The following is a 16222-nucleotide window of genomic DNA, read 5'->3' as shown; positions in this document are numbered from 1 at the left end:
GCCGCAGATTAGAGCCTGCGGTGCCTTGAGCGCTGCTCCCAGAGGCAGCACGGCATAACAACAAGAATTCCGTCAAAGAGGCTTCACTATGCGCAAACCAGAACTCGCCGCCGTCATCGCCGATAAGGCTGATCTGACCAAGGAAAAGGCCAATCAGGTTTTGAACGCGATTCTCGACAGCATCACCGGTGCCCTGGACAAGGACACCGTGACCCTGGTCGGTTTCGGCACCTTCGAAAAACGTCATCGCGGTGCGCGTACCGGCAAGAACCCGCAAACTGGGGAACCGGTCAAGATCAAGGCCAGCAATACCGTGGCCTTCAAGCCTGGCAAGAACCTGCGTGACAGCGTTAACGCCCCCGCCAAGCCAGCCAAGAAAGGCAAGTGATCGCTCTCTGACAACCCCAGTGTCGGCCAAGCGGGCGCCCCAAGGCGCCCGTTGTGCTTTCTGCAGGCAAAATGTTTCGAACTTGCATAAATAGTTCTGGAAAAGGATAAACTGCGCGCCTTAGTCACTTTTCATTCGAGGCGCGTTGATGAAGTTCCGCTTTCTTCTCTGGGCCATGGGGCTGTTGATGGCCAGGGCCAGTCGTAATAACCCCGCATTCCAGCAGCAGCTCAAGGGCAAGGACCTGGTGTTCCAGATGCAGACCCTGGACGGCAAGGTCGCCCGGCACTTCATCGTCAACAACGAACGCATCAGCAGCAAGGGCGGCGCGCACCCACAGCCGGCATTCGCCATTGCCTTCAAGGACGCCGCCTATGGCTTCGCCACCATGCAGGCGGGTAACAAGCAGCTGGCGTTCATGCAGGGGATTCAGGACAAGCACATCCAGATCAAGGGCAACCCGGCGCTGGTGATGTGGTTCCAGGGGTTGATGAAATACCTGAAACCGAAGAAGAAAGGCTGAAACCCAACGGGGATGCCGATGCTTTACCTGTGGGAGCGGGCGTGCCCGCGAAACAAGCGACGCGGTGCATGGCACCGGCTTCCGGTGTTCGCGGGCAAGCCCGCTCCCACAGGGATCGCGCCAGCTGTTAGAAATTGAGCAAGACAGTTGCTCCCGCAGGCTATGTGTTAATGCTTAATGCGGTGCATGGAACTGCGAAGCCAGCTCACGCAACAGGTTCTCTGCTTCGAGCACCTTGTTCACCACATCCTCGGCCTTGTCCCGGGTAATGCTCAGGCGTTCCAGCAGTTCGTCAGGTATCTCTTCCTGCGGCCCTGAGCCTATACCTCGCGAGCGCAGCAGGCGGGTGGCCAGGCACACCAAGTTGGGGAACGCGAAATATTCGCCGTCGTAGGCCGGATCGTGCTGAAAGCGCAAGGCAGTCGACAGCTCTTCTGGCATGTCCCACAGCTTCATCAGCCAGGCACCGATCTGTTCGCGGCTGATGCCCAGCAAGTGTTGCTCCACATAGGTGTGGTTCAAATGCGGGTTGACCTCAAGGTGGCGGCAAATCAGCGAGAAGTGCGGCGGGAACACGTGCGCCAGCAGCAGGTAGCCGAAGTTGTGCAGTAGCCCGGCCAGGTAGGTCAGCCCGGCCTCGGGGCGTTCTGCACGAGGCATGGCGCGGGTCAGGCCTTCGATGATCGCGGCGGTGTAGATCGATTGTTGCCAGTAGGGCGTGGCCTGCTGCGGTTGGTCTTTGGGTAGGCTCAAGGTCTTGCCCAGCGCCAGGCCCAGGGCCAGGTTGATCACCAGGTCGAAACCCAGCACACGCACGATGGCGTCTTCCACCGAGCGGATCTTGCCCGGCGAACCATAGTAGGGCGATGCAGCCCAACTCACCACCTGTGCCGCCAGCGCCGGGTCGGTTTCGACCACGCCGGTGATGTCGTCGATGCTGGCGTTGGGATCTACCCGCAGCTTGATGATCTTCTGCGCCGTGTCGGCGAGCGGTGGAATTTCGATGGTTTCTTCCAGGCGTTTCTGAATGCGCCGGGCAGTGAAGGCCTGGACCGCATCGGTGATTTCCCGGGTGTCGTCATCGGGGCGGTCGAGATTGGGGCTGATCGCTTCGACTTGCTGGCCGAAGCTGCTGGCGCTGGCCTTGGCCAGCATGCGCTTGAAGTGTGCGCGTTCGATTTCCAGCAACAGGCCGGCTTCGCCTGACTGGATAAAGACAGTTTCAGCGTCGAGCAGGCTCTTTTCGTACTGACATGGCGAGCTGGTCAGCGCCGGGATGCCCGGCAGGGCCTTGAGGTGGTGCTTGTCGAGCATCTGCTTCAGGCGCGGCACCGACACGGCGGTCAGCTTGCGCCCGGTCAGCTCGGCCAGCCGGTTGAGGTCCAGCAGGTGGCTCTGCGGGAACAGCACCATGAGGGCGCCGACCTCGTCGTCGAGAAGGACAGCCTGCACCCGCGAAGCCGCAGGCAGGTGCGAGTGTTCGACCACCTGGCGGTAGGGCACGCCGAGTTTGTCGAGCAGCAGCCTGATGACGGAGGGGGCGTGTGGGGTTGCGGTGTCCAGGGCAACTTCAGTCATGGTCCGTATCCACTGTATCTTTTAAACGCGAAGTATAACCAGCCTGCGAGCAAATCTGGATCCATTCTGGGACTAGCGTCACACTTGGCCATATTGTTGGCCGTGGCGCAGCCAGCGGTCCAGCAGCGGGCTGACGTGTTCCGGCCAGCGTGATACCAGAGCCTGGGCCGCGTCGCGCACGGCCGGCAGCAGGTCAGCGTCGCGCATCAGGTCGGCGACCTTGAACTGCAGTAGACCGGTCTGGCGGGTGCCGAGCATCTCGCCCGGGCCACGCAGTTCAAGGTCTTTTTCGGCGATGATGAAGCCGTCGTTGGTCTCTCGCATGATCCCCAAGCGCTCGCGGCCGATCTGCGACAGCGGCGGGTGGTACAGCAGCACGCAATGGCTCACGGCGCTGCCCCGGCCAACCCTGCCACGCAGCTGGTGCAACTGCGCAAGGCCCAGGCGCTCGGGGTTCTCGATGATCATCAGGCTGGCGTTGGGCACGTCCACGCCCACCTCGATGACCGTGGTGGCGACCAGAAGCTGCAGGTTGCCAGCCTTGAACTCGGCCATGATCTCGGCTTTTTCTGCCGGTTTCATGCGCCCATGGATCAACCCCACCTTCAGTTCACCCAGCGCACTGCCAAGCTCCTCATAGGTGCTTTCGGCGGCCTGGCAGGTGAGTTCTTCGGACTCTTCGATCAGCGTGCATACCCAATAAGCCTGGCGCCCCTCGGCGCAGGCGGCGCGTACCCGCTCGACCACTTCGAAGCGGCGGCTGTCGGCCACCAGCACGGTGTTCACCGGCGTACGCCCTGGCGGCAATTCGTCGAGCACCGAGGTGTCCAGGTCGGCGTAGGCGCTCATGGCCAGGGTGCGCGGAATAGGCGTGGCGGTCATGATCAGTTGGTGCGGGCAAAGCTCGCCGGCCACGCCCTTCTTGCGCAGGGCCAGGCGTTGCTGTACGCCGAACCTGTGCTGTTCGTCGATGATCGCAAGGGCCAAGTGCTTGAACCTTACCTCTTCCTGGAACAGTGCGTGGGTGCCGACCACCATGGGTGCGCCGTTGGCGATCTGCTCCAGGGAGGCGGCCCGGGCCTTGCCCTTGAGTTTTCCGGCTAGCCAGGCGACTTCGATGCCCAGCGGTTCCAGCCAGCGCTTGAAGGTAATGTAGTGCTGCTCGGCGAGGATCTCGGTGGGTGCCATCAATGCCACCTGGTAGCCCGCCTCCAGCGCCTGCAACGCCGCCAGTGCAGCGACCACGGTCTTGCCGGCACCCACGTCGCCCTGCACCAGACGCATCATCGGTTCGTGCTGGCTAAGGTCGTAGGCAATTTCGTTGGCTACCCGCTGCTGCGCGCCGGTCGGCTGGAAGCCCAGGTTAGCCAGGTATTGCGCCTGCAGGCGCGTGGCCCTGGGCAGTACCGGCGCACGCAGGCTGCGCAGGCTTTCGCGCAGGCGTTGCTGCGACAGCTGATGGGTCAGCAATTCTTCGAAAGCCAGGCGATGCTGGGCCCAGTGCTGGCCTTCGGCAAGCTCTTCGAGGTCGGCGTCGGCCGGCGGGTTGTGCAGGTAGCGGATGGCTTCGTCCAGGGGGGCCAGCTGGTAGTCCCGGGCAAGTTCATCAGGCAGCCAGTCGGGCAGGCTACGCGGGCCAAGCAGCGCAAGGCTCTGCTGGCACAACAGGCGCAGGCGTTGCTGGGTAAGGCCTTCGGTGGACGGGTAAATTGGCGTCAGGGTCTGCTCCACCGGTGGTGGTGGCTCGTTGCCGTTCAGCGCACGGTACTCCGGGTGGTAGATTTCCAGGCCCGAAGCGCCGGGGCGGGCTTCTCCGTAGCAGCGCAGGTGGGTGCCCCGCTTCAGGCCCTCTTTCTGCGCGTTGCTGAAGTGGTAGAAGCGCAATGTCAGCACACCGCTGCCGTCGCCCAGGCGCACCACCAGGCTGCGGCGCTTGCCCATGGTCACATCGGCACCACTGACCACACCCTCGATAACCGCATCCTGGCCGGGACGCAGCTGGCCGATTGGCACCACGCGCGTGCGGTCCTGGTAGCGCAGGGGCAGGTGGAACAACACGTCCTGCAGGTTTTCCAGGCCGACCTTGGCGAGTTTCTCCGCCATCGCCTCGCCCACACCTTTCAGTACTGTGACCGGGACCTTCGACAGCTCACTCATGACTCAGGCCGGTTGTTCCGCAGGGTTTTTGGCGACCGAGCACAGGCGGATCGAATCGGCGAGGATCTCGATGGCCTTTGGCCGCGGGAAGCTGGCGCGCCAGGCGATGGCTACCGTGCGGAACGGTGCCGGTGCCGTCAGCGGGCGCACTTCGATGACGCCGGGGGCATAGTGATGGCTGTGCACTGCCGACAGCGGCAGGATCGATACGCCAAGGCCGGAAGCCACCATGTGACGGATGGTTTCCAGCGAGCTGGACTCGACCGTGGTGTGCCTTGAGCCTTCACCCCCCTTGTTCAGGGTAGGGCAGGCTTCCAGTACCTGGTCACGGAAGCAGTGGCCCTCACCAAGCAGCAACAGGCTCTTGTCATTGAGCATGGCGGTGTCGATGGTCTTTTTCGCCGTCCATGGGTGGTCGGCAGGCATCAGGGCGCAGAACGGTTCGTCGTATAGCGGTAGCGTCAGCACGTCGGCTTCGTTGAACGGCAGGGCGATGATCACCGCGTCCAGTTCGCCGTTGCGCAGCTTTTCACGCAGTACGTGGGTGAAGTTTTCTTCGATGTACAGCGGCATTTGCGGCGCCACGCGGTGCAGCTGCGGGATCAGGTGCGGGAACAGGTAGGGGCCGACGGTGTAGATGGCGCCGACCTTGAGCGGAGCGGTCAGCTGATTCTTGCCGGCCTGGGCCAGCTCGCGAATGCCCTGGGCCTGCTCCAGTACCTTCTGCGCTTGGGCGACGATGTTTTCGCCGACCGGGGTCAGGCGTACTGCGCTTTTGCTGCGCTCGAAGATCAGAACGCCAAGCTCGTCCTCGAGCTTCTTCACACCGACCGACAGGGTGGGTTGGCTCACGTGACAGCGCTCGGCGGCATGGCCGAAGTGCTGTTCCTGGGCGAGTGTGACGATGTAGCGTAATTCTGTAAGGGTCATAACGTGCGTCCATGAAGTTGCGGGCCCAGCATAGCGGCTGCAATCGATAGACGCACGTTATCAGACTTGCCGAATTGTGACAGAAGCAAAAGTCTTAGCGGCGGTCCAGTGAGTAGACGAACGGTGCCACGACTTCAATCGTGCCATTGTTCAGCAACTCGGGTGGCGGCTTGGGTACCGTGCCGGCCCGACGGATCATTTCCAGGGTCGCCCGGTCCAGTGCGGCACTGCCTGAGCCACCGGCCATGGAGTACGACACGACCTTGCCTTCGGCGTCGACCACGAAGCGCAGGCGGTTCATGCCTTGCAGGCCGCGACGGCGCGCGTCTTCCGGATAACGCTTGTACTTGGCAAGGTGGCGCAGCAGGTCGCTCTGCCAGGTTGGCAAGGCGTTGCTGTTGGACGCAATGCTCGGTGCCGGTGCCGCGGACTTCTGCGGTGGCGAGTTGCTGGGCGGTGCATCCACCGTTTGCTCGGTGGGCGGTGCTTCCTTCGGCGGCTCAGGCTTTTTCTCGGGCTTGGGCGGCTGGGGCTTGGCCTTCGGCTTGGGCGGCTTGGGGATGGCGATCTTGGGCTTGGGCGCTTCTGCCAGCTTCGGCAACGGTGGTTCCTCGACCGGGGCCGGTGGCTGCGGAGCTGCCTTTGGGGGTGGTGGTGGCGCAGGCTCCGGCAACGGTGCCAGTTCGACCATCATCGCTGCCGGGGGCAGCTCGATGGCCTGTGGCACCGACCAGTTGAGCGTCAGCAGCACGGCGACCACGTGCACACCCAGCACGATCGCCAGGCTGCCACCGTAGCGCGCCATGTTAGAGCGCGTTTTCATCATTTCTTGGCTGCCGTCTCGAGACCTACCAGACCGACTTTCAGGTAGCCGGCCGCGCGCATGTTGTTCATCACTTCCATCAGGTCGCCGTAATCCACGCCTTTGTCAGCCTGGAAGAAGATGGTGGTTTCCTTGTCACCCTTGGTCTTGGCGTCGAGCATCGGGCCAAGCTGGTCGGGTGCAGCAACCTGATCGTCGCCGACATACAGCTTCTGGTCGGCCTTGACGCTGACGAACACCGGTTTCTCCGGCCTTGGCGCCGGTTTGGCGGTTGAGGCCGGCAGGTCGACCTTGATGTCGACCGTAGCCAAGGGGGCGGCGACCATGAAGATGATCAGCAGCACCAGCATCACGTCGATGAACGGCGTAACGTTGATTTCGTGGTTTTCGGCGAGGTCGTCGCCACCTTCGTTGAGATGCAGGCCCATGGCTTACCCCACTTTCACCATGTGCGGGGCGGCGCGCTCGCTACCCTGGTGGTCCAGATCACGGCTGACCAGCAGCAGTACCTGGGCGGAGGCATCGGACACCTGCGCCTTGTAACCGGCAATGGAGCGGGCGAAGACGTTGTAGATGACCACGGCCGGGATTGCCGCGACCAGGCCCAGAGCAGTGGCCAGCAGCGCTTCGGCGATACCTGGGGCAACGACGGCCAGGTTGGTGGTCTGGGTCTTGGCGATGCCGATGAAGCTGTTCATGATGCCCCATACGGTACCGAACAGGCCGACGAACGGCGCGGTGGAGCCGATGGTTGCGAGGACGCCGGTGCCGCTGCTCATGGTGCGGCCGCTGGCATGCACCAGGCGCTCCAGACGGAAGCTGACGCGCTCCTTGATGCCTTCTTTTTCGCGAGCGTTAGCCGAAAGACGCATCTCTTCGAGGGCGTCGTGGACCAGGGTGTGGGCCAGGGTGCCTTCCTTGTTGGTGACCTCGCTGGCTTCTTTCAGAGTGGTGGACTTCTTCAGCTGGGCGATTTCACCACGCAGGCGACGCTTGGCGCCCATCAGCTCGAAGCCTTTGGCAATCCAGATGGTCCAGGTGATGATGGAGGCGATGGCCAGGCCGATCATGACGATCTTCACCACGATGTCGGCGTTCTTGTACATGCCCCATGGGGACAGGTCATGGGCCATGCCCAGCGAGGTATCTTCGACCAGGGCTTGAACGCTTGGGTCTGCTGCGGCTGGGTTGCTGGCATTGGCATCAGGCGCCGGTGCATCCGCCGGGGCAGCAGCAGGTGCGGCCGGGGCAGTAGCAGCCGCAGGTGTGGCGGCGTTGGTGGTTGGCTCATCGGCCATGGCCACCGGGGCCAGCACCAGGCTGAGTGTCAGCGCGGCGATGGCGCGCCAGGCGCGCGACGGGGTTGGCGAAGCGGAAGGTTGAGTACGTGTCATGCTGGCCGGACCTGATGAAGAAAAAAGTGAGCGTTCTCCAAGGCCTCGATGTAGGCCGAGAACAATTTGGCGGCCATTATTGCAAGTAATTCTTGTTAACAAAAGTAATATTGTAGCTTTTTTCGCCTATGGTCTAGCCGCCCATCGTGTAGCGTGGCCAGGCTGATCAATTGGTCTAGGGAGTTTAGAGATGTCAGACCTTTCCGTGATGGTGGTGGGTTGTGGTGATGTGGGTGGGCGTCTGGCCAGGCAGATGTTGACTAAAGGCTGGCAGGTGAGCGGCCTGCGCCGTTCTGTTGGTCAGCTGCCCGCTGGGGTTCAGCCGGTTGCCGCAGACTTGGCCGAACCGTTGATACCGCAGGCCTGGCCACAGGGCGCGCTGGACTACCTGGTGTACTGCGTGGCAGCCAGCCAGCACGATGAGGCGGGTTACCAGGCAGCCTATGTCGATGGTTTGCGCCATGTGTTGGCCTGGTTGGCCGAGCGTGGCCAGCGCCCGCGTCGCCTGCTGTTCATCTCAAGCAGCAGTGTGTATGCGCAGAAAGGCGGCGAGTGGATAGAGGAGGGCGCTGCCACCGAGCCTGAGGGCTATTCCGGGCGTGTGATGCTGGAGGCTGAACGGTTGGCACTGGCCAGCGGCATCCCGGCGAGCGTGGTCCGCCTGACCGGTATCTATGGCCCAGGGCGCGAGTGGTTGCTGAGCCAGGTGCGTCAGGGTTACCGCGTTGCCGAGGAGCCGCCGCTGTATGGCAACCGCATTCATGCCGAAGATGCCGCCAGCCTGCTGGCGTTTCTGCTGCAGGCCGATGCTGATGGCAAGGCTCTGGACGACTGCTACATTGGCGTCGATGACGACCCGGCGCCGCTGGCCGATGTGGTGGCCTGGCTACGGGCGTACATGGGGGTTACCGAATGGTCCGATGAGCAGCGGGTGCGGCGTACTGGCAGCAAGCGCTGCAGCAATGCCCGGGCGAGGGCGCTGGGCTGGGCGCCTGAGTATCCGAGCTACAAGGAAGGCTACGCCGCGATCCTGGCAGGAAAAGCCTAGCTGGCAACTGGCGCGATTCCTTGTGGGAGCAACGGTCTTGCTCAATTTCTAAAAGCTGGCGCGATCCCTGTGGGAGCGGGCTTGCCCGCGAACACGGGCGAAGCCCGTGCCATCCACCGCGGTGTCTTCTTCGCGGGTAAACCCGATCCTACAGGGACCGCGCATCATCTCAGCTGCGCTCCAGCGTCCACTGACGCTTGCCCGCTGCCAGCTCTGGCATTTCATCCGGCTGTGCACGGTTCACTGCCTGGAAAATCTCCAGCTTGTCACCATCGCGCTTGATGATGAACGGTGCACCACGCTGGTTGCGCTCCAGCCACAGGCTGTCATTGTTGCCACCCATGGTCGCGCAATCACCCGCCAGGCACAGGGCGAAGCGGTCCGGCCCCGGTAGGCCGGTGACGTTGCCGGTGTCGCTGAAGCGCACGCTGGCACCCTTGCCTTGGCCTTCGACGATCTTCCAGTTACCACCCAGGTAGGCTTGGTAAAGCGCTTTCTCGAAGCTGCTGCCCAGTGGTGCATTGGCTGCAGCCTGTGCCTTGGCGCGCACGAAGGTTTGCTTGGTGCCGTTTTGGTCGACGGCCAGCAGCTCGTCGCCATCGAGCGAAAGCTGCTCGGTCTGGCCGCCTTGGAAACGGGCCTGCCATTGCTTTTCATTGGCGCTCAGCTGGCCGTCGGCGGCCTCGAAACCATTGCTATAGCTAGCTTGCTGATTGGCCACGTCGAGCTTCCACTCGAACACTGGGCCGTGCTCATTCAGCGCCTGGCGCAGGCTGCCGGCTTTGACCGCCGCAGTGATGGCTTCCTGGTTGATCCAGATGCCGTTGAAATCTTCGGGTTTGTGGCTGGTGCAGCCGCCCAGTAGCAGGGCTGCCAGCGCGAAGGGCAGTGCTTGACGCATGACGGGGTAACCTTGCAGAGGAAGGAGGGTGACGGGCAGGGCCCGTCACCAGGGCATCATTCGATGACCAGGATGGCGTCCATTTCGACCTGGGCGCCTTTCGGCAGTGCGGCAACGCCGATGGCGGCGCGGGCCGGGTAGGGCTGTTCGAAGTAGCGGCCCATCACCTCGTTTACCTTGGCGAAGTGGCTCAGGTCGGTGAGGAAGATGTTCAGTTTCACGATGTCCTTGAACGAACCGCCAGCAGCTTCAGCCACGGCCTTGAGGTTCTCGAACACCTGCACGGTCTGGGCTTCGAAGCCTTCGACCAGCTCCATGGTCTTCGGGTCCAGAGGGATCTGGCCCGACATGTACACGGTGTTGCCGGCCTTGATCGCCTGCGAGTAGGTGCCGATGGCGGCAGGGGCCTTGTCGCTGTTGATGACGGTTTTGCTCATGATGACTCCTTGCGGTTGGCGGACTACGTACGCATGCGGGTGATGCGGACCACACCGGTCAGGGTACGCAGCTTCTTGATCACACGCGCCAGGTGCACGCGGTCGTGCACGCTGACCACCAGTTGGACCACGCTGATACGGCCGTCGCGTTCGTCCATGCTGATCTTCTCAATGTTGCCGTCGGCGGCGTTGACGCTGCTGGCCAGCAGGGCGATCAGCCCGCGCTGGTGTTCCAGTTCGACACGCAGTTCGACATTGAACTCGCCAGTGATGTCCTTGGCCCAGGAGAGTTGCACGCACTTTTCGGGGTTGTGGCGGATTTCACTGATGTTGCGGCAGTTCTCCAGGTGCACGACCATGCCCTTGCCGGCCGACAGGTGGCCGACAATCGGGTCGCCCGGGATCGGTGTGCAGCACTTGGCGTAGCTGAGCACCAGGCCTTCGGTGCCGCGGATCGCCAGTGGGCCTTCTGGCGCCGGCAGCTGTTCGCCTTCGGCCGACAGCAGGCGGCGCGCGACCACGTAGGCCATGCGGTTGCCCAGGCCGATGTCTTCGAGCAGGTCTTCTATCAGCTCCAGGCGGTACTCGGCGAGAATAGACTGGATGCGTTCCTGGGGGATTTTCTCCAGGCTGCTGTCGAAGCCAGTGAGTACCTTGTTCAGCAGGCGCTCGCCCAGGCTGATGGACTCCGAGCGGCGCTGTTGCTTGAGCGCGTGGCGGATATTCGTGCGTGCCTTGCCCGAGACCACAAAGTTGAGCCAGGCCGGGTTTGGCCGAGCGCCCGGGGCACTGACGATTTCCACTGTCGAGCCGCTTTGTAGCGGTTCGGACAGCGGCGCCAGGCGGCGGTTGATGCGGCACGCGATGCAACTGTTGCCGACGTCGGTGTGCACCGCGTAGGCGAAGTCGACGGCCGTGGAGCCTTTGGGCAACTCCATGATCCGGCCTTTGGGCGTGAACACGTAGACCTCGTCCGGGAACAGGTCGATCTTCACGCTCTCGATGAATTCCAGGGAGTTGCCGGCACGTTGCTGCAGTTCAAGGATACCCTTGACCCACTGGCGGGCGCGCGCGTGGCTGCCCTTGGGCTGCTCGTCGTCGTTTGATTTGTACAGCCAGTGCGCGGCGATGCCGTTGTTGGCCATCTCTTCCATTTCGCGGGTGCGGATCTGGATTTCGATGGGCACGCCGTGCATGCCGAACAGGGTGGTGTGCAACGACTGGTAGCCGTTGGCCTTGGGGATCGCGATGTAATCCTTGAAGCGTCCGGGCAGCGGCTTGTACAGGTTGTGTACGGCGCCGAGCACGCGGTAACAGGTGTCAACCTTGTCGACGATGATGCGGAAGGCATACACGTCCATGATCTCGTTGAAGGCACGGCGCTTGCCGCGCATCTTCTTGTAGATGCCATAGAGGTGTTTCTGTCGACCGCTGACCTCGCCCTCGATGCCGTCGGCGGCCAGGCAGTTGGCCAGCGAGTGTTCGATCTTGGCGACGATCTCTTTGCGGTTGCCGCGTGCGCTCTTCACTGCACGGTGAATCAGCGACGAGCGCATCGGGTGCATGGCCTTGAAGCCAAGGTCTTCGAACTCTACGCGCACGGTGTGCATCCCCAGGCGGTTGGCGATGGGGGCGTAGATCTCGAGGGTTTCCTTGGCGATGCGCCGGCGTTTTTCGCCAGACAGCACTTCCAGGGTGCGCATGTTGTGCAGGCGGTCGGCCAGCTTGACCAGGATCACGCGGATATCGCGGGCCATGGCCATGGCCATCTTCTGGAAGTTTTCCGCCTGCGCCTCGGCCTTGGTCTCGAAATTCATCTGGGTCAGCTTGCTGACCCCATCGACCAGTTCGGCCACGGTCTCGCCAAACTGCTGGCTGAGGGCTTCCTTGGCGATGCCGGTGTCTTCGATCACATCGTGCAGCATGGCCGCCATCAGGCTTTGATGGTCCATGTGCATGTCGGCGAGGATGCTGGCTACGGCCAGCGGGTGGGTCACGTAGGGCTCGCCGCTGCGGCGGCGTTGCCCATCGTGGGCCTGTTCGGCGTAGAAATAGGCGCGCCGGACCAGGTTGACCTGTTCGGGGCCAAGATAGGTCGAAAGCCGTTCGGCCAAGGCTTCTATACCCGGCATGGGTTCACCTCCTGCCGAGGAAGAGGGCCTTGCGCCGTACGACGTCGACCTGGCATCAATCAGACAGCCTCGTTGTTCTCGTCCTCGAACGCGGCGAACACCGGATCCTCGGTGACGATCTCTTCAGCGGCGATGAACTCGTTGGTGACGATGCCTTCGGCAATTTCACGCAGGGCAACAACGGTTGGCTTGTCGTTTTCCCACGCAACGCGTGGCTCTTTGCCGCCGGTCGCCAGCTGGCGAGCGCGCTTGGTCGAGAGCATGACCAGCTCAAAGCGGTTATCCACGTGTTCCAGGCAGTCTTCAACAGTTACGCGGGCCATGGTCTTCCTCAGTAGCAATTGCGGTGGGCGTGCAGCCCATTAATGGGCAGGCGGACTCGATAGTATAAAAATTCACCAGCCAATAGGGAAGCGCTGTTTTGCCGGGCGGTAGCTGCAAACCCTGCGCTGCCTTCTTCGCGGGTGAACCCGCTCCTACAGGGGCCGCGTAGCTTGTAGCGGCGGGTTTACCCGCGAAAGGGCCGGAACAGACACCCTCAGTGCATGAGCCTGACGATAACCTCAGAGCATCGCGTCACGCAACCGCGGGGTCAGCTCTTCGAACAAGGTCTGCACCGAGCGCAACGCCCGGCAATCCGGCCGGGTCAGCAACCACAGCTGAGTGTCGCAGCCGGGCAGGGGGCCGCTGAGTGCATCCACCCCGGGCAGCGCATGCACCATGTAGTCCGGCAGTGCTGCCACGCCCAGGCCGGCCATTACCAACTGGGCGATGGTCGACATGCTGCTGCACTGGTAGCGCGGGCTCAGGCCCGGGTGTTGCTGGTTGCGCCAGACCACCGTAGGGTGGTCCTGCATCGAGTCGTCTGGTGCGATCCACGGCACGCTGGCGGGGGACTCGCTCAGGCGCTCGCGCCACTGTGGCTGGCCGCAGACCACATAGGAGGTCGATCCCAGGTTGCGGCCCACCAGGTGCTCCGGTGGTGTATTGGTCAGGCGCAGGGCGATGTCGGCGTCGCGCCGGCTGAGGTTGGCGAAGGTGTTGGAGGTGCCCATCTCTAGCGACAAGGCCGGGTAGTTGGACATGAACTCGGCCAGTGCGGGCAGCAGCAGGCTGTGCATCACCGCCTCCGTGCAGGTCAGGCGCACCGTGCCGCTGACCACTTGCTCGCCACTGGTCATGGCAATGCGCGCCGCTTCCAGCGCCTGCTCGGCACGTTCGGCCTGCTCGGCCAAGGCCTGGGCGGTGTCAGTCGGCAGATAGCCCTTTCGGCTCTTGACGAACAAGGCGGTGCCCAGCGCCGACTCCAATCGGCGGATCGAGCGGAACACGGTCGAAACGTCGACTTTGAGCAGTTCGGCGGCTTTGGCCAGCGAGCGGCCACGTTCCAGTGCCAGGACCAGAGAGAGGTCTGCGTGGGTTATCTGATATTGCATTGATGCACGCTCTGCTTGCCAAATTGCCAATGTCTGTTGCGTCTGGGCCATTTTATAGTGAAACGGCCCCCCGGAATCAATGCGCCCGGTCGGGTAACCAGTCCCCACGATGGGAAAGTGAAAACAACAACAGCTGCAACCATCGTCGCCCGTGAGGCGCCAGCCGTATCCCCACATCGCCGCAGCACATCAAAGGATGTACACCATGACGTCGGTAACCCCGTGCGCCAGTTCTTCCAGCGAGATGAATGACTTCCTCCAGGCCCATCCGGACACGCAGTACGTAGACCTGCTGATCTCCGACATGAATGGCGTGGTACGTGGCAAGCGCATCGAGCGGGCCAGCCTGCACAAGGTGTACGAGAAGGGCATCAACCTGCCCGCATCGCTGTTCGCCCTTGATATCAACGGTTCCACTGTCGAAAGCACCGGCCTTGGCCTGGACATCGGCGACGCCGACCGCATCTGTTTCCCGATCCCCGGCACGCTGTCGGACGAGCCGTGGCAAAAGCGCCCCACCGCCCAGCTGCTGATGACCATGCACGAGCTGGATGGCCAGCCGTTCTTCGCCGACCCGCGTGAAGTGCTGCGCCAGGTGGTGAGCAAGTTCGACGACCTGGGCCTGGATATTTGCGCCGCGTTCGAACTGGAGTTCTACCTGATCGACCAGGACAACCTCAACGGCCGCCCGCAGCCGCCGCGCTCGCCGATCTCCGGCAAGCGCCCGCAGTCGACCCAGGTGTACCTGATCGACGACCTCGACGAGTACGCTGACTGCTTGCAGGACATGCTCGAAGCTGCCAAGGAACAGGGCCTGCCCGCCGACGCCATCGTCAAGGAAAGCGCCCCGGCGCAGTTCGAGGTCAACTTGCACCACGTGGCGGATCCGCTGAAGGCCTGCGATTACGCGATCCTGCTCAAGCGCCTGATCAAGAACATCGCCTACGACCATGAAATGGACACCACCTTCATGGCCAAGCCCTACCCGGGCCAGGCAGGCAATGGCCTGCATGTACACATTTCATTGCTGGACAAGAAAACCGGCAAGAACATCTTCGCCAGTGACGATCCGCTGCAAAGCGATACGCTGCGCCACGCCATTGGTGGCGTGCTGGAAACCATGCCGGCGTCGATGGCCTTCCTGTGCCCCAACATCAACTCCTACCGCCGCTTCGGTGCGCAGTTCTACGTGCCCAATGCGCCGAGCTGGGGCCTGGACAACCGCACCGTGGCCGTACGCGTGCCCACCGACAGCAGCGACAATGTGCGCCTTGAGCACCGTGTAGCCGGCGCCGATGCCAACCCGTACCTGATGCTCGCGGCGATACTTGCCGGCGTTCACCATGGCCTGACCAACAAGGTCGAGCCCGAGGCGCCGATCGAAGGCAACTCCTACGAGCAGCTGGAGCAAAGCCTGCCGAACAACCTGCGCGATGCCCTGCGCGCGCTGGATGACAGCGAAGTCCTCAACCAATACATCAGCCCGGACTACATCGATATCTTCGTGGCCTGCAAGGAAAGCGAACTGGCCGAGTTCGAAGTGTCGATTTCCGATCTCGAGTACAACTGGTACCTGCACACGGTGTAAGCCCATGAGCGCAAATGCGGTCCCTTTGATCGGTGTCAGCGCCTGCCGTCAGCAGGTAGGGAAGAACTCCTCGCACACGGTCGGCGACAAGTATGTCGAGGCGGCCGGCTTTGCCGGCTTGCCACTGATCTTGCCGGCCCGTGATGGCGGCAGCGACACGCAAGCGCTGCTGGCTCGCCTGCACGGCATTGTTTTTACCGGCTCGCCTTCAAATATCGAGCCGCATCATTACAATGGCGCCCCCAGTGTGGCGGGTACCCGGCATGATCTGGCGCGTGATCGCCTGACCCTGCCGCTGCTGCAGGCAGCCATTGCCGTCGGTGTGCCCGTATTCTGCATCTGCCGAGGCTATCAGGAGCTGAACGTGGCCCTTGGCGGCAGCCTGCACCAGCGTGTGCAGGAGCTGCCTGGCTACCTTGACCACCGCGAACCTGAGGATGCCCCCCTGGAGGTGCAATACAGCCCTCGCCACTCGGTCAGTATCGAGCCTGGCGGGTTGTTCGAGCGCCTGGGCCTGGCGGCGCAGTTCGAGGTCAATTCGCTGCACAGCCAGGGCATCGACCGTCTGGCCCCGGGCCTGCGCGTCGAGGCACGGGCCCCGGATGGCCTGATCGAGGCGGTGTCCATGCCTGCGGCGCCGGGCTTTGTGCTTGGGGTGCAGTGGCACCCGGAGTGGCGCTTCAACGAAAACCCGGTCTCGCTGCGTCTGTTTCAGGCGTTTCGCGAGGCCTGCAATGCCTACGCAGCACGGGAGGGCTCACGGCAGGAATGATTCTGACGTCAGCCGAAGGTCTCGGATGACTCGTCCCCGATAGCAAGCTTTCAATGAGTGAAAGCGAGCCTTGTATCCAAGGCTTGTTAAAACAATTCCAAAATTTACGGCAAAT

Annotated in this window: 16 protein-coding genes; 5 read left to right on the top strand and 11 right to left on the bottom strand. The window is 62.7% G+C overall.

The genetic code is table 11. From position 1 onward, the window contains the following. Positions 1–88: 88 nt before the first annotated feature. Both PRJ_RS27175 and PRJ_RS27170 read left to right on the top strand, forming a co-directional pair. Entirely contained in the window at positions 89–388 is a 300-nt protein-coding gene (locus tag PRJ_RS27175) for an HU family DNA-binding protein (protein ID WP_003253355.1), read from the top strand. 148 nt (positions 389–536) lie between these two features. Next, the gene (locus PRJ_RS27170; RefSeq protein WP_010955807.1) at positions 537–911 is read left to right on the top strand and encodes an SCP2 sterol-binding domain-containing protein; all 375 of its coding nucleotides are present in this window, start codon (positions 537–539) and stop codon (positions 909–911) included. A gap of 174 nt (positions 912–1085) precedes the next feature. On the opposite strand, the gene PRJ_RS27160 is transcribed toward PRJ_RS27170, so the two are convergent. The 6 genes from PRJ_RS27160 to exbB form a co-directional block, all read right to left on the bottom strand. Then, positions 1086–2489, bottom strand: coding sequence for an aminoacyl-tRNA deacylase and HDOD domain-containing protein (locus PRJ_RS27160; RefSeq protein ID WP_010955806.1), 1404 nt, complete (start codon positions 2487–2489; stop codon positions 1086–1088). A gap of 78 nt (positions 2490–2567) precedes the next feature. Then, positions 2568–4646 (bottom strand): ATP-dependent DNA helicase RecG, encoded by a 2079-nt coding sequence (recG, locus tag PRJ_RS27155; protein ID WP_064493087.1) that lies wholly within the window; start codon positions 4644–4646, stop codon positions 2568–2570. Positions 4647–4649: 3 nt separating this feature from the next. Beyond that, positions 4650–5576: a hydrogen peroxide-inducible genes activator gene (locus PRJ_RS27150; RefSeq protein WP_003253362.1), complete on the bottom strand. Its 927-nt coding sequence runs from the start codon at positions 5574–5576 to the stop codon at positions 4650–4652. A gap of 94 nt (positions 5577–5670) precedes the next feature. Beyond that, positions 5671–6402 (bottom strand): energy transducer TonB, encoded by a 732-nt coding sequence (locus tag PRJ_RS27145; RefSeq protein ID WP_010955804.1) that lies wholly within the window; start codon positions 6400–6402, stop codon positions 5671–5673. Next, entirely contained in the window at positions 6399–6827 is a 429-nt protein-coding gene (exbD, locus tag PRJ_RS27140) for a TonB system transport protein ExbD (RefSeq protein ID WP_003253367.1), read from the bottom strand. Before exbD ends, PRJ_RS27145 begins: the two co-directional genes overlap by 4 nt. Before the next feature lie 3 nt (positions 6828–6830). Then, entirely contained in the window at positions 6831–7793 is a 963-nt protein-coding gene (gene exbB / locus PRJ_RS27135; RefSeq protein WP_104962823.1) for a tonB-system energizer ExbB, read from the bottom strand. Between the two features lie 190 nt (positions 7794–7983). Here exbB and PRJ_RS27130 point away from each other — a divergent pair, with 190 nt between their 5' ends. Then, entirely contained in the window at positions 7984–8841 is an 858-nt protein-coding gene (locus PRJ_RS27130) for an SDR family oxidoreductase (RefSeq protein WP_104962822.1), read from the top strand. A 169-nt stretch (positions 8842–9010) separates the two neighbouring features. On the opposite strand, the gene PRJ_RS27125 is transcribed toward PRJ_RS27130, so the two are convergent. The 5 genes from PRJ_RS27125 to PRJ_RS27105 all read right to left on the bottom strand — a co-directional run bounded on the left by PRJ_RS27125 (position 9011) and on the right by PRJ_RS27105 (position 13747). Beyond that, entirely contained in the window at positions 9011–9742 is a 732-nt protein-coding gene (locus tag PRJ_RS27125; protein WP_010955801.1) for a lipoprotein, read from the bottom strand. A 56-nt stretch (positions 9743–9798) separates the two neighbouring features. Continuing rightward, the gene (locus tag PRJ_RS27120; protein WP_009684531.1) at positions 9799–10179 is read right to left on the bottom strand and encodes a RidA family protein; all 381 of its coding nucleotides are present in this window, start codon (positions 10177–10179) and stop codon (positions 9799–9801) included. A 23-nt stretch (positions 10180–10202) separates the two neighbouring features. Then, positions 10203–12311: a bifunctional GTP diphosphokinase/guanosine-3',5'-bis pyrophosphate 3'-pyrophosphohydrolase gene (gene spoT, locus PRJ_RS27115; RefSeq protein WP_010955800.1), complete on the bottom strand. Its 2109-nt coding sequence runs from the start codon at positions 12309–12311 to the stop codon at positions 10203–10205. Between the two features lie 59 nt (positions 12312–12370). Further along, the gene (rpoZ, locus tag PRJ_RS27110) at positions 12371–12634 is read right to left on the bottom strand and encodes a DNA-directed RNA polymerase subunit omega (RefSeq protein ID WP_003253383.1); all 264 of its coding nucleotides are present in this window, start codon (positions 12632–12634) and stop codon (positions 12371–12373) included. A gap of 240 nt (positions 12635–12874) precedes the next feature. After that, a complete protein-coding gene (locus PRJ_RS27105) occupies positions 12875–13747 on the bottom strand; it encodes a LysR family transcriptional regulator (protein WP_003253385.1) in 873 nt (290 codons plus the stop codon). Between the two features lie 205 nt (positions 13748–13952). Between PRJ_RS27105 and PRJ_RS27100 the strand changes: the two genes are divergently transcribed. Together PRJ_RS27100 and PRJ_RS27095 are read left to right on the top strand one after the other, a co-directional pair. Beyond that, the gene (locus PRJ_RS27100; RefSeq protein WP_104962821.1) at positions 13953–15335 is read left to right on the top strand and encodes a glutamine synthetase family protein; all 1383 of its coding nucleotides are present in this window, start codon (positions 13953–13955) and stop codon (positions 15333–15335) included. A 4-nt stretch (positions 15336–15339) separates the two neighbouring features. Continuing rightward, the gene (locus tag PRJ_RS27095) at positions 15340–16107 is read left to right on the top strand and encodes a gamma-glutamyl-gamma-aminobutyrate hydrolase family protein (protein ID WP_012054103.1); all 768 of its coding nucleotides are present in this window, start codon (positions 15340–15342) and stop codon (positions 16105–16107) included. Positions 16108–16222: the final 115 nt, after the last annotated feature.

Source organism: Pseudomonas sp. XWY-1 (genome assembly GCF_002953115.1).
Taxonomy (GTDB): domain Bacteria; phylum Pseudomonadota; class Gammaproteobacteria; order Pseudomonadales; family Pseudomonadaceae; genus Aquipseudomonas; species Aquipseudomonas alloputida.
This window is presented reverse-complemented; position numbering and strand designations above follow the sequence as displayed.